At 43.4% G+C, this 14,564-nt stretch carries 11 protein-coding genes; 1 reads left to right on the forward strand and 10 read right to left on the reverse strand.

The genetic code is table 11. The annotated features are described in order from the left end of the window. Positions 1 to 179: 179 nt before the first annotated feature. From MN204_RS01790 to MN204_RS01820, 7 genes are all read right to left on the reverse strand, one after another. Positions 180 to 1,319, reverse strand: coding sequence for an acyl-CoA dehydrogenase (locus tag MN204_RS01790; protein ID WP_249869350.1), 1,140 nt, complete (start codon positions 1,317 to 1,319; stop codon positions 180 to 182). Positions 1,320 to 1,331: 12 nt separating this feature from the next. Further along, the gene (locus MN204_RS01795; protein ID WP_249869351.1) at positions 1,332 to 2,468 is read right to left on the reverse strand and encodes an acyl-CoA dehydrogenase; all 1,137 of its coding nucleotides are present in this window, start codon (positions 2,466 to 2,468) and stop codon (positions 1,332 to 1,334) included. A 31-nt stretch (positions 2,469 to 2,499) separates the two neighbouring features. Further along, positions 2,500 to 3,351, reverse strand: a complete 852-nt coding sequence (locus tag MN204_RS01800) for a 3-hydroxybutyryl-CoA dehydrogenase (protein WP_249869352.1) — start codon at positions 3,349 to 3,351, stop codon at positions 2,500 to 2,502. A 25-nt stretch (positions 3,352 to 3,376) separates the two neighbouring features. After that, positions 3,377 to 4,564 carry an acetyl-CoA C-acetyltransferase gene (locus tag MN204_RS01805; protein WP_249869353.1) on the reverse strand — a complete coding sequence of 396 codons (1,188 nt, stop codon included), beginning with the start codon at positions 4,562 to 4,564 and terminating at the stop codon, positions 3,377 to 3,379. A 250-nt stretch (positions 4,565 to 4,814) separates the two neighbouring features. Next, positions 4,815 to 6,914: a (Fe-S)-binding protein gene (locus MN204_RS01810; RefSeq protein WP_249869354.1), complete on the reverse strand. Its 2,100-nt coding sequence runs from the start codon at positions 6,912 to 6,914 to the stop codon at positions 4,815 to 4,817. A gap of 383 nt (positions 6,915 to 7,297) precedes the next feature. Then, positions 7,298 to 8,968 (reverse strand): arginine--tRNA ligase, encoded by a 1,671-nt coding sequence (argS, locus tag MN204_RS01815; protein ID WP_249869355.1) that lies wholly within the window; start codon positions 8,966 to 8,968, stop codon positions 7,298 to 7,300. Next, positions 8,965 to 9,405, reverse strand: a complete 441-nt coding sequence (locus tag MN204_RS01820) for a YwiB family protein (RefSeq protein ID WP_249869356.1) — start codon at positions 9,403 to 9,405, stop codon at positions 8,965 to 8,967. Before MN204_RS01820 ends, argS begins: the two co-directional genes overlap by 4 nt. 212 nt (positions 9,406 to 9,617) lie before the next feature. Between MN204_RS01820 and MN204_RS01825 the strand changes: the two genes are divergently transcribed. Then, positions 9,618 to 11,624: a transglycosylase domain-containing protein gene (locus MN204_RS01825; RefSeq protein WP_249869357.1), complete on the forward strand. Its 2,007-nt coding sequence runs from the start codon at positions 9,618 to 9,620 to the stop codon at positions 11,622 to 11,624. Between the two features lie 493 nt (positions 11,625 to 12,117). Here the strand turns inward: MN204_RS01825 and MN204_RS01830 are convergent, their stop codons facing one another. From MN204_RS01830 to MN204_RS01840, 3 genes are all read right to left on the reverse strand, one after another. Further along, positions 12,118 to 12,624, reverse strand: a complete 507-nt coding sequence (locus tag MN204_RS01830) for a YwhD family protein (RefSeq protein ID WP_249869358.1) — start codon at positions 12,622 to 12,624, stop codon at positions 12,118 to 12,120. Between the two features lie 61 nt (positions 12,625 to 12,685). Further along, positions 12,686 to 13,189: a YwgA family protein gene (locus tag MN204_RS01835; RefSeq protein WP_249869359.1), complete on the reverse strand. Its 504-nt coding sequence runs from the start codon at positions 13,187 to 13,189 to the stop codon at positions 12,686 to 12,688. Then, on the reverse strand, positions 13,179 to 14,498 hold the full coding sequence (locus MN204_RS01840) for an HD domain-containing protein (protein WP_249869360.1): 1,320 nt from the start codon (positions 14,496 to 14,498) through the stop codon (positions 13,179 to 13,181). The genes MN204_RS01835 and MN204_RS01840 overlap by 11 nt, the downstream gene beginning before the upstream one ends. Between the last annotated feature and the right edge of the window lie 66 nt (positions 14,499 to 14,564).

The raw sequence follows: 14,564 nt of genomic DNA on the forward strand, positions 1-14,564 counted from the left end.
GGTTGTTACTATTACTTGTATCGATTATTTTATCTGCGATGCTAGTTAGTTGTTTACTCTTCTTTATCGGCGATTTCTCAGATTTTAACGGCGATATGTTGAATTTAGCTGCGATTTTTTCGATTTATCAGCGATATTCTGGATTTATCGGTTCTTTCACCGAATTTAGCTGCGAATCTTTATTTCGTCAGCATTCTGCCTATAACAAGGCGCTGTATTTCATTGGTTCCTTCGTAAATTTGCGTAATTTTTGCATCGCGCATGTAGCGTTCTACCGGGTAGTCTTTCGTATAGCCATAGCCGCCAAACACTTGGACTGCTTCCACCGTGATGCGCATCGCTGCGTCACCTGCGTACAGTTTGGACATGGCCGATGCCTTACCATATGGAAGGCCTTCTGATTCAAGCCATGCAGCCTGATAGGTTAATAGGCGGGCCGCTTCAATTTCCGTTGCCATGTCTGCCAGTTTGAACGAGATTCCTTGATTATTTGCGATTGGCTTGCCGAATTGCTCACGTCCTTTCGCATACTCCACCGCAGCATCCATTGCGCCCTGTGCAATACCAAGCGCTTGGGCAGCTATTCCGTTTCTTCCACCATCCAATGTTGACATGGCAATTTTGAAACCTTCCCCTTCTTTCCCTAGCATGTTTTCTTTCGGTATGCGGCAGTTTTCAAAGATTAATTCAGTTGTTGGTGAGGAGCGAATTCCGAGTTTCTTTTCTTTTTTTCCGAAAGCAAATCCTTCTGTACCTTTTTCAACAATGAATGCACTGATTCCCTTATGTTTTGCGTCAGCATCTGTTTTAGCGAATACAATGTAAATATCCGCAACACCGCCGTTTGTGATCCATACTTTGTTTCCGTTAAGGATATAATGTTCGCCATCATCCTTGGCCGTTGTTTTCATAGATACGACATCACTTCCCGCACCTGGTTCTGATAATGCATAGGCACCCAAAGATTCACCGGTTGCGAGACGAGTGAGGAAGTTTTTCTTCTGTGCTTCATTCCCGTATTTATAGATGGGCCAGCTTGCGAGCGATAGGTGGGCCGAAAGTGTTACACCGGTAGATGCGCAAACTCTGGATAATTCCTCTACTGCTATACAATAGCTCACATAATCGGCACCAATTCCACCGTACTCCTCTGGCCAAGGAATTCCTGTCAACCCGAGTTCAGCCATTTTATCGAAAATTTCCCGATCAAATCGCTCCTCTTCGTCCCGCTCCGCTGCTGTTGGCTGCACTTCCTTTTCCGCAAAGTCACGGACCATTTTTCGAAGCATCTCTTGTTCTTCGGTTAATTTAAAATTCATCCTAATCTCCCCTTACGTATTTAATAGATGTTTGGCAATAACGATATGTTGAATTTCATTGGTTCCTTCATAAATTTCCGTTACTTTCGCATCACGGAACAGCCGCTCGACCGGATATTCCTCGGTATAACCATAGCCACCGTAAATTTGCACCGCTTCAATCGCATTGGCCATCGCTGTTTTCGTTGCGACCATTTTCGCCATCGATGTTTCTTTGCCGCATGGAATGCCTTTTTCGATAAGGTCTGCTGCATGGTAAGTTAGTAGTTTTGCAGATTCCACAGCTGTTGCCATCTCCGCAAGCTTGAAGGATATACCTTGATTCGCTGCAATCGGTTTGCCGAATTGTTCCCGTTCCTTCGCATAGGCAACCGCATAATCAAGTGCTGCTTCGGCGATTCCAAGGCCCTGTGCTGCAATGCCGATTCTCCCGATATTCAAATTGGCCATGGCAATTTGAAAACCTTTGCCTTCTTCGCCTAGCAGGTTTTCTTTCGGAACAACACAATGATCGAAAGTCAGCTGGACGGTGTTCGATCCATGTAGTCCCATCTTCTTTTCTTTTTTACCAATGACGAGTCCTGGAGCGCTTTTCTCAACAATAAAGGCACTGATATCCTTGGCATTTTTACCTGTTCTGGCAAACGTGATGTATGTATCTGCCACACCTCCATTGGTAATAAAAACCTTGGAGCCATTTAATATATAGTTGTCACCATCTTTTTTGGCACTCGTCTTCAGACTGCTGGCATCCGAGCCTGCACTTGGTTCTGTCAATGCGAAGGCACCTAAGTATTCTCCTGTCGCGAGTTTTGGTAGGAATCGCTTTTTTTGTTCTTCATTTCCGAAATATAAAATCGGATTTGTCCCGACAGACGTGTGAACGGATAAAATAACACCAACCGTTGCACTTACTTTTGAAAGCTCATGGATCGTGCTGATGTAAGAAGTGAAGTCCATCCCTCCGCCGTCATACTCCACAGGAATCGGTATACCCATCAAACCAAGCTCTCCCATTTTCTTGACGATTTCAATCGGAAAACGGTCCTCTGTCTCCATCCGTTCGATTTCGCCGGCGACTTCCTTTTGGGCAAAATCACGGACCATTTTCCGGACTATTTCTTGTTCTTCGGTAAAATTCATAACCATCTTCTAGCACCTCTCTTCGGTGTGTCATTTCCTAGCTATATTGATAGAAACCTCTGCCAGACTTTTTACCGAGCCAGCCTGCTTTTACATATTGCCGGAGCAATGGACATGGACGATATTTGCTGTCTCCGAACCCATCATGAAGAACTTCCATTATGGATAGGCATGTATCCAGTCCAATAAAATCTGCCAGCGCAAGCGGTCCCATTGGATGGTTCATGCCAAGTTTCATGACGTGATCGACATCTTCCGGTGTGGCGACCCCTTCATAAACGGTATAAATCGCTTCGTTGATCATCGGCATTAGAATACGGTTCGATACAAAGCCAGGGAAATCTTTTACTTCCACTGGAGTCTTTCTCAATTCGTCAGTCATTTTTTGAATCGCTTCATAGGTTTCGTCACTTGTCTGCAAACCACGGATAATCTCAACTAGCTTCATCACTGGAACCGGATTCATAAAATGCATGCCGATTACCTGTTCCGGACGTTGTGTCACTGCTGCAATTTCCGTGATTGGCAATGAAGAGGTGTTGGAGGCAAGGATAGCATGTGACGGTGCAACTTGATCCAGTTCACGGAAAACCGCTTCCTTTACATCCATATTTTCTACCACTGCTTCGATAACCAAATCGCATGTTGCAGCATCTTTTAATTCGCTTGATGGAGATAAACGGCTCATTGTCACTGATTTATCTTCTTCGGCGATTTTTCCCTTTTCCACATTTCGTGCAAGTCGTTTTTCAATGTCGTTTAGACCCTTTTTCAGTGCTTCTTCATTCATGTCGTGGAGCAGTACTTCATAGCCTGCTTGTGCACAGACTTGAGCTATCCCTGAACCCATTTGCCCTGCTCCGATGACCATTACCTTTTTGATTGTCATTAGCTTCACTCCTCCTTTATTCTTGTTACGCTTTGGGAACTTCAATTAAAACGGCATCGCCTTGGCCACCGCCACTGCAGATAGCTGCGATTCCCAGTCCGCCACCACGGCGTTTCAGTTCATGAATCAATGTTAAAATAATACGCGCTCCACTTGCACCAATCGGATGTCCTAAAGCTACCGCTCCACCATTTACATTCACTTTCTCATTGTCAATACCGGCGATTTTCCCGCTTGCAAGGGAGACGGCTGCAAAAGCCTCGTTAATTTCAAATAAATCGATTTCCTCTTTTTTATGTCCCGTTTTTTCAAGCAATTTATTGATGACGAGTCCTGGTGTCTGCGGAAAATCCTTTGCTTCCACAGCAACTTCTGCGTGGCCTAGAACCGTTGCCATTGGTGTCTTTCCAAGCTCTTCCGCTTTCTGATCCGACATTACGACAAATGCACATGCCCCGTCATTAATGCCAGGTGCATTACCAGCAGTAATCGTGCCGTTCTTATCAAAAGCCGGACGCAGACTTGCTAGTTTTTCAACGGTTGTTTCTTTTCGTGGTGCTTCATCGGTATCCACTACAATTGGGTCACCTTTACGTACCGGTACCTCTATCGGAACAATTTCTTCAGCAAACTTTCCATCCTCAATTGCCTTGATTGCCCGTTGATGGCTGCGGTAGGACCATTCATCCTGGGATTCCCTTGACAGCTCAAGTTCTTCTGCTGTGGAGTTTCCGTAATTGCCCATATGGACACCTGTAAAGGTACATGTCAGCCCATCGTGAACCATCATATCGACAACGCTTTTGTCGCCCATGCGGTTACCCCAGCGCGCATCAGGAAGAAAATAGGGGGCATTGCTCATGCTTTCCATGCCGCCAGCAACGATAATATCTTCATCGCCAAGACGAATCAGCTGATCTGCGAGTGTTACGCTCCGCAAGCCGGATGCACATACTTTATTGATTGTCTCCGTTTTCACTTCCCAAGGTATCCCAGCTTCACGTGCAGCCTGACGCGAAGGAATCTGCCCCTGGCCACCCTGTAGCACGGTACCCATAATCACTTCATCCACTTCGGAACCATCCATGCCAGCCCGATGCAATGCTTCCTTGATCACCTTTCCTCCAAGCTGTGATGCGGTTAACGGCTTTAATCCTCCACCAAATTTTCCAAATGGCGTACGTGCCCCTGAAACGATAACTGTTTTTCTCATCGCGATTCATCCCTTCTTAATTTGGTTTTATAGGCTTACATTTACCTCTATAACATTGAACGATGGCATTTTTATTGTGAACGATGGCTATTCTCCTGTGAACGATGGCATTTCTCTCTAATCATTGGCACTTTCTAGCAAATCAATGGCATTTTCCAATTCATCAGCTGCGATTGAACGCTCGCTCACCTTCTCCTCTCGAAAAAGATAGAGGGGTATTCTAATCGAGCCCCTCTATCCGTTTTCCGTCTTATGCCGTTTTCGTCTGTTCTTCCTGGAATACGGATAATGCAAGGATCTCTGCAACATCCATTGTGCTAATGTCTTCATCTACCTCTTTTGCCTTTGTTCCATCGCTTAGCATGGTCAAACAATATGGACATGCACTCGAAATCATGGTCGGCTGAACAGCCAATGCCTGTTCGGTACGCGCAACATTAATCCGGTTGCCAGTTGTTTCCTCTGTCCACATCAGCCCACCACCTGCACCACAGCACATTCCATTTTCACGGCTTCTGTCCATCTCGACTAACTCTAGTCCAGGAATTGCTGTCAGGATTTCCCTTGGTGGATCATAAACGCCATTATATCTGCCCAAATAGCAGGAATCATGGTAGGTCAAGCGTTCGTTTATGGCACGCTGCGGTTTCAGCTTACCTGTTTTCACAAGGTCATAAAGCAACTGTGTATGGTGGTATACTTCCGCTTCAAATCCGAAATCCGGATACTCATTTTTGAAAATATTATAGGCATGCGGGTCAATGGTTACGATTTTCGTTACACCATTTTTCTCAAATTGTTTGATGTTTTTCTCGGCGATTTCCTGGAATAAAAATTCATTCCCGATTCGTCTTGCGGTATCTCCTGAGTTTGCTTCCATATTACCTAAGATTGCAAAACTCACACCAGCTTGGTTCATTAACTTAGCGAAAGCAAGCGCAATTTTTTGGCTGCGGCTATCAAATGCCCCCATGGAACTTACCCAGAAGAGATATTCAAATTCTTTGTCCTCTTTTTTCAACTCTTTAACCGTTGGGATGTGAATGGATTGATCTTCATCACGCCATTTGATGCGATCCTTTTTGGAGAGTCCCCACGGATTACCTTGGCGTTCAATGTTTGTAACTGCGCGCTGTATATCCGAATCCATCTTCCCTTCTGTCATAACAAGGTACCTGCGCATATCGATAATTGTTCCGACATGTTCATTGTTTACGGGACAAGCATCTTCACAGTTACGGCATGTCGTACATCCGGAAAGCTCTTCGGCTGTAATGACATCCCCGATAAGGCTTGCGCTTTGGATAGTCGCTGCTGCTTCATTACTCGCACTCGCGACATTTCCTGTTGCACCTGAAAATGCATAGGATGGAACCCATGCCGATTTCCCTGTAACTGCAGCACCTTTTTCTGTCAAATGATCACGAACTTTGATCATAATATCCATTGGAGAAAGCATTTTTCCTGTGCCTGATGCAGGGCAGACATCTGTACAGCGTCCACATTCCACACATGCATAGAAATCGAGCATCTGATGTTGCTCAAAGTCCTCTACTTTTCCAACCCCGAAAGCAATTTCCTCTTCACTCTCTTCATCAATCTCGAAGTCTATCTTTTTCAGTTTTCCAGGAACATTTTTACTTAAGAAAACATTGATCGGTGCAGCAATCAAGTGAGCATGTTTTGATTGCGGTATATACACAAGGAATGTCAGAATGGTGATCGTATGGATCCACCAGGCCACATAGAATAGCACCATTGCGCCACTTGCAGACAGCCAGCCAAAAGCCATCGCTATCAAACTAGCAACTGGTTCCGTCCATGTGAGTTCGTGGCCATGCCAGATCATCGCCATCCCATTGCCAAATAGAACGGAGAACATTAAGGTGGCGATAAAAATAAGGACGAGCCCCGCTTTAAATCCCCGTTTCAATCGGACGAGCTTTTCCATGTAACGACGATAGAAAGCCCAGGCAACAGCAACGAGAATCATAAGGGTAACCAATTCCTGGAAAAATACGAAGCCAGGATAGAAGATTCCAAATGGCAAGTGATTGCCTGGAGAAAGTCCTTTAACAAACATATCAATCGCACCAAATTGAACAAGAATGAAACCATAAAACATCATTACATGCATGATTCCGGATTTCTTATCCTTTAATAATTTAGATTGACCGAATACAATTTTCCAGACTCTTTGCATACGCAGCTTCATTTCGCCATCGAACTCGGATTTCTTCCCCAATTTTATGTAGGCAACCCGTGTTGAGACGACTTTTGCAAATAGATAGAGTGCATAAAGTGTAATAGCTAAAAATGCGATCCAGTTAATAATCATAAACGTTTCCACTTACTTGCGTCCCCCTCTTATATTGTGATTAAAATGATAACGATTTCATTTTTCGGAATTTACAGTTCTCTAAAATCCTTACTACTACTTTAAACGTGACTGAGCATTCAGTCAACTAATTCCTGTAAAAAATTTAGAATATTTGTATAGAAAAAATCCACTATTCTTCCATAAGGAAAAACAGTGGATTTTAAAAAATTTTAGGGTAGCTGGCGATTCGCCGATATATATGGGAAAGTCGCTCATAAAAGTGACGTTTCGCCGTTAAAATCGGAAAACTCCCTTTAAAACAGGAGTATTTCCGTTATATCGGTAAAAACCGCCGATATCTTATCCTGGTACTTCTCGCGGCGAGTGCGCTCCGCTTCAAAATAGCTATGTTGCTACATTTTCTCCGGTGCGGATACACCCATTAGGCCCATCGCGTTTGCCAATGTCAGTCGAACAGCTTTCATAAGAGCAATCCGTGCGTTGGTTCTTTCCGGGTTATCCGAATCGAGTACTTTTTCTGCATTATAGAAGCTGTGCAGTAAAGTTGCCAAATCGAAAACATACTGGGTTACTTTATGTGGGGTATGTTTTTCAGCAGCATCTGCCACTGTCTGTGGGAATTCTCCCAGTTTTTTCAGCAGATCCAGTTCTTTTTCGGCCGCAAGCAAGGTTGTGTCAACTTCGCCATCGATTGCAAATCCTTTATTTTTCGCCTGTTCGAGCATCGTGCAGATTCGTGCATGTGCATATTGAACATAGAAAACTGGGTTATCGTTGGACTGTGAACGTGCAAGATCCATATCGAAATCAAGCTGGGAGTCATTGGAGCGTGTAACAAAATAGTAGCGAACCGCATCAACGCCAACCTCTTCCATTAACTCTCTTAACGATACAGCTTTCCCTGTACGTTTACTCATTTTTACTTTTTCTCCGCCTTCAAACAGGTTTACCATTTGAATGATTTTCACATCAAATCTTTCGACAGGGTATCCAAGTGCCTGGATTGCTGCACGCATTCTCGGAATATAACCATGGTGGTCGGCTCCCCACACATTAATAATGTGATCAAATCCACGATCCAATTTATTTTTATGGTATGCAATGTCAGGAGTCAAGTAAGTGTAGCTGCCATCCTGTTTGATGAGCACGCGGTCTTTGTCATCCCCAAGATCGGTTGTCTTGAACCACATTGCCCCATCTTTTTCGTACGTGTAATTTCCTTCTTCCAGTGTGTTTAATGCATCTGTAATTTTATCGTCTTTATAAAGGGAACGTTCTGAGAACCAGCTGTCGAACGCCACGCGAAAATCGTTTAAGTCTTTTTCAATATTTTCAAGGGAGCTTTTCAGACCGAAATCTTTAAAAAATGCCAACCGCTCTGACTTTTCTTTGGACGTCCATTCATTTCCATGTTCTGCCACAAGTTTCTTCGCAATATCGATGATTGCCTGTCCGTGATAGCCGTCCTCAGGCATTTGTACATCTTCACCGAGCTCCTGGAAATAGCGAGCCTCAACAGATAGACCGAGGTTGTCTATTTGATTACCGGCGTCATTAATGTAATATTCACGTTCCACTTCATAGCCAGCAGCCGTAAGAACATTGCAAAGCACATCACCGAAAGCTGCATTACGAGCATGTCCTAAGTGAAGGTCGCCTGTCGGATTTACGGAAACAAATTCTACCTGTACACGTTCGCCATTGCCGGTATTTGTTTTCCCATAGTTTTCCCCTGCTTCTAAAATCGTCGAAATAATTTCTCCGAGAAAATCATTTTTCATAAAGAAGTTGATGAAGCCTGGTCCTGCAATTTCCACTTTTTCGATGGAAGCTTTCGTCTGATCCAGATTTGCTACGATATCATCGGCAATCTGACGTGGTGCTTTTTTAGCGATCCGGGCAAGTTGCATCGCAATATTGGAAGCAAAATCGCCATGTGCTTTATCTTTCGGTTTTTCCAAAATGATTGCTGGCAGTTCTTCCTCGGCTGCAAGGTTTGCCTGGATGACCGCTGCTGCAATTTCTTGTTTCAATGTAATTTCCGTTTGTTCCAAAACGTTCATTGAACATCCTCCTCTATATATATCAGCTTTAATGTATGTTGTCGTTTGTCCTGACCATTCAATTTGACGGTATAGTTTATGGTCATGTGACCTTCTATCGAATCAATTGATTTACTGTAGCCAATATTTTCAGTAAAAGTCTCCATATGTATTTTCCCATGGGCATGATGATAGACATTTTCCGTAATTTGGCCAGCAAGGAATTTTTGATTCATCGACACGGCACCAGATCTATTGATACTAACCTTATGTTTTTGAATGGTAATTAAATTTTTAACAATGGAACCATCGTCCATTTTCTCATCAAAGATCAGTACATCCAAATCTTTTTTCCGAAAATAATTACCTGACTGCATCTGGTTATTGTACTCTTTTTGACTGCCATCATCAATCATGGTCTTGAGTTTAATCTTCACTTTTTTCTGGAATGAATCCATGTTATCGCCTCTAACTAATGAAAATCTATAATGTACCTATTATAGCTATAAACAGCAAGGATAATCAATATTTATATGTTTTTTGGTATGTATGGGTCAATCCTGACGTTTTACTTAAGAAAATGAGAGAAACTTCTACATGCCTCGTTTATATCCACCATCATCTTCCCATAATGATAGATACTAACTTTTTTATATTGGAGATTGGAATTATGCGACTTTGGCCAAAAATGCTTATTCATAAAATTATGCTTTGCTTGTTTGTCTCCGGGTTTCTTACTGTTGGGTTTATTTATTTGCTGGCATTTTTAATGGGGCCTCCCAAACTTGCAGGCGACCAGTCCACGATCATTTATGACAATGCGGGGGCAGTTATTGGCGAGGAACGTGGAACCCATACATCAACGTGGCTTGAGCTGGATGATATCTCACCTATTGTCATTGATGCGACGATAGCAATTGAAGATCAGCATTTTTTTGAGCACAGTGGGTTTGATTACCGGCGCATTGTAGCTGCGGTCTTAAAAAATGCAACGTCCCTCTCTTTGAAGGAGGGTGCCAGTACACTGTCACAGCAATATGCGAGAAATTTGTTTTTATCCCCTGAAAAAACGTGGTCCCGTAAATTTAAAGAAGCCTTTTATACGGTTCGCCTGGAAATGTTCTATTCAAAAGAAGAGATTCTCGAAGGATATTTAAACACGATTTACTATGGCCATGGTGCCTATGGAATTGAATCCGCGAGTTTTTATTTTTTTAATAAATCGGTAATGGACCTGACAGTTGCAGAAGCTTCCATGCTCGTCGGAATACCAAAAGGACCAACCTATTATTCTCCGTTAAATAATGAGGAGAATGCAACCGAGCGGCAGCGCCTTATACTAAGAACTCTACTTGAAAAAGAAATCCTATCCGAAGCGGAGCACACAGCGGCTTTAGAAGAAAAGCTCGTTTATTCGATTACGCCGGAAGATCCTGGTCCTGCTCCATACTTCAGGGATCATGTTTTACAGGAAGCTTCAATTCTGCTTGACCTTGATCCTAGTACTGTCCGTGTAGGTGGATATCACATCCATACAACATTAAACAGTGACTTTCAGCAGCAGCTTGAAGCAGATATTCGGAACACGATTCAAGATGGCAGTGATATCGAAACCTCTGCCGTTTCCATGGATCCATACTCCGGAGCAGTGGTCGCAATGGTCGGTGGCAGAGATTATAGGAAGAGCACGTATAACCGTGCTGTTCATGCCAAACGGATGTCCGGATCGACGTTTAAACCGTTTTTGTATTACGCAGCACTCCATTATGGATACACGGCAAGTACACAGTTAATGAGCAAACCGACAGCCTTTGCAATGGAAGACGGGAAAGTATATCAGCCTAGCAATTTCAATGGTTACTATGCCAATGAACCGATAACCCTGGCACAGGCACTTGCACTATCAGATAATGTGTACGCTGTAAAAACAAATATGTATCTCGGTCCCGAAAAATTGATAGAAACCGCAGAACAATTTGGGTTAAAGGGCAATTTCCCCGCGGTTCCTGCCCTAGCCCTAGGTACTGCATCCGTTTCAGTGGAAGATATGACAGTTGCATATGGCATGCTTGCAAATAACGGGAGAAGTATTTCCGTATACACGGTTGAGAAAATTTCTGACCGGAATGGAAAAACGGTTTACGAAAAAAAGCAGGATAAAGCGGTGCAGGTGCTCGACCCTAAAAAGGCGTTTATCCTGACACATTTGATGACCGGCATGTTCGATGTGGAGATGAATGACTATACAGCTGTAACAGGTTCCAGTATTGCCAATAATTTGACAAGGGTTTACGCCGGCAAGTCCGGTACTACAAGCTCAGACAGCTGGATGATTGGATACAGTCCATCAATCGTCACCGCCATTTGGACCGGCTATGATGATAACCGCCCGATGCAGATTGTTGCCGAGAATTCCTATGCGAAAGAAATTTGGGCACGTTTTATGGAAGCTGCGCATGAGGGACAAGCCCAGGATGTGTTCGCAATGCCATCCGGTGTTGTCGGACTTCCCATCGATCCTACGTCAGGTAAACGTGCTACACCAGATTGCACGCAAAGCAGAATTATGTATTTTGAAAAGGGTACAGAGCCTCGTGACTATTGTACAGAACATGAGTATGAAGAAAGTGAAGATGATAGAGGTTTGTTTGAGAAATGGTTTGATGTGTTTTTTTGATTAAAGGTTGTGGGGCTGTTGCGGGAGTGGCTCTCTCCCGAATGGGCGGGTGGTTCTCCCGTTTGGACGGGGGGCTCTCCCGTTTGGACGGGGGGCTCTCCCGAATGGGAGGAGCTCTCTCCCGGATGGGCGGGGCTCTCTCCCGAATGGGCGGGGCTCTCTCCCGAATGGGCGGGGCTCTCTCCCGAATGGGCGGGGCTCTCTCCCGAATGGGCAGGGCTCTCTCCCGAATGGGCGGGGCTCTCTCCCGAATGGGCAGGGCTCTCTCCCGTTTAGACGGAGCTCTCTCCCGAATGGGCGGTGTTCAGCTTTCCCTTGTTGCAAAAAAACAGCCAACTATCAGTGTAAGTCCGTCTTACCTGAATGTTGGCTGCTTTTTTGTCCTAGTAAACATGAGTTAGCCCATGTATCCATAGTTTACAAATCTTTTTGACAAAGTACAAGAATTTTGGCAATTGTTCACCGTTCAGTCACAAAATTGACATATTTAAACCTATTCCGGGAGCTGTCCCTTCAGTTCTTCCGTTGCGTTTTCCCACATTTCTTTATTGAATTCGACGAGAAAGTCTTTCAGAAGTTGTTTGGAATGGTCATCCATATGTTCAACAATAATTTTTCCTTTGAGCGATTTTTCCATATGTTTCACATGCTGGGCCATCGATTTATATGCACGCTTGGCTTCACGGTCGACCCGAATTTCACTGCCTGTGACCCCTGCATAGTATGGGCCCTTCTCTCCACGTTCTACGTTTACCCAAACGATCCAGTATAATTTGCCATTTGGAACTTCACTGCGATCTGGAAGCCATTTGACACGGCGCTCCACGTCACTGCGGGCATGCATCGCACCCATATCAACATATGCTTTATTTTCATTTGGATCTACGATAACCGACGACATATTCTCCAGGCTGATCGTGCCGGCACCATAGCCACCATGACCGTCCGTAGAATCATCTTTAATGATTGTAAAGGAATTTTTCTTTTTATCTGAACTCATATTTACATTCCTCCTATTCTTACTATTGGTTATTGTAGCACAGCTCATACGTGCTTTTTAGTTATTTGCCTTCATGCTTTAGTTTTTGTATAAACGTTACAGCATCCTCTATTTCTTCATCACTGTACTTCTGCTTCGGCTTCACCGTACGCACTTTTTCAACATTTTCCTCAAGCGGCAAATCATCGAAATAAAACATCGTGGAAACAAGCTCCAGAAAACGGGAACTCTTCTCTTTAAGCATATCCACTTTTGCTGTCATATCAGGCATATCGAACGGAAATTGTTCCAAAAAATCATCGCCTGCAGCCGTTAATTGATAATTATATTGATAATAATTGCTTTTATCCTCTTTTTCTTCCTGCAAAAAACCAAGATTGCAGAGCTCTTCCACCCGAAGTGTCAGTTCTTCCGAGTATGGTCCGTAGAAATGAAACTGGTATTTTTCTTCAAATGGTATATTGCATTTCTGCAATATGTATATCATTTTCTGCAGCTTCTTCCGCCCTGTTACCCCATCTGCAACGGAAAAAAACTGCATTAATTTTGCGTGATTATTCAACATCTTCTTTCGCTCCTTGCCCATACAAAATATCCTTAATGCGTGTTTTGACTGCTTCATCCTTCAATTCGTTCAGTTTATCTTTCGGAAAATACAATTTATGGTCTGTTCTCTTTTTACCCGAAATCGATTCAACAATATCTGAATGTCTGGAAAGCTCTTTCAAATTTCCATCAGGCATTAATAAATGAATCGGCAAACGCTCCTCTTCCTCACCAGGACGGTAGAAATCATATGGGAGATCTGAAGAAGAATCAACGACAAGGTAGTATTTCGGATCGATGCCAGCCTGCTGGAACAGCTGATAAAGCTCCATCCAATCATTCATTTGCAGATTCGGATTGAATTCGACATATTTAAAAAGTCTGCGGTTCATGAATCGTTCGCATAAATCTCGCAGTATTTCATCATCTTCATCCTGCCATAGCTGGAAATAATAATGAACAATCATCTCATCCAGCTTCAAATAATCTTTCAAGTCAACATCACCTTCAAAAAAGGAAAGGAAATGTGTTGGCTTCAGCTTAAATTTGAATTTCTTTGTTTCATATAAATACTTGGCACGGTGGAGTATTTTTGAAAGAATTACTTCTGCACTTCTTGTTACCGGGTGGAAATACACTTGCCAATACATTTGATAGCGGCTCATAATATAATCTTCAACGGCATGCATCCCCGTCGATTTAATGACGACCTGATCATCGATTGGCCGCATCACCCTCAAAATCCGCTCCATATCAAAATGGCCATAGCTTACACCGGTAAAATAAGCATCACGCTGCAAGTAATCCATCCGGTCTGCATCAATTTGGCTTGAAATTAAGCTGACTACCAGTTTGTCCTCATACGTTTTGGCAATGACATCTGCTACCTTTTGGGCAAAACCTGGGCTTACACGTTCAAGTATTTCATTTATTTTAGTGTCTCCAATGATAATTTGCTGGGTAAAATATTCATGATCGAGTTTAAACACCTTTTCAAAGGAATGCGAAAATGGTCCATGTCCGAGATCATGCAGCAAAGCGGCACAGAGACAAAGCAATCGTTCATCCTTATTCCAGTGTGGGCGATCCTGGAAATTGTTAATGATTCGTCTGACAATCTCATAGACCCCAAGTGAATGGTTGAAGCGGCTATGCTCTGCACCATGAAAGGTCAGATTCGTCGTGCCAAGCTGTTTAATTCTACGCAGACGTTGAAATTCCGGTGCCGCAATCAAATCCCATATCGCCCGGTCTTTTACATGTACATAGCGGTGGACAGGATCTTTAAATACCTTTTCTTCCGATAATTGTTCATCTCTATATGCCATTTTCGTTTCCCCATCCGATCTTTTTCAACGATTTTAGTTTATTATATAATAGATAATCAGAGGATT

Origin of the sequence: Oceanobacillus saliphilus (assembly GCF_023522835.1) — a bacterium.
Classification (GTDB): Bacteria; Bacillota; Bacilli; order Bacillales; family Amphibacillaceae; genus Oceanobacillus; species Oceanobacillus saliphilus.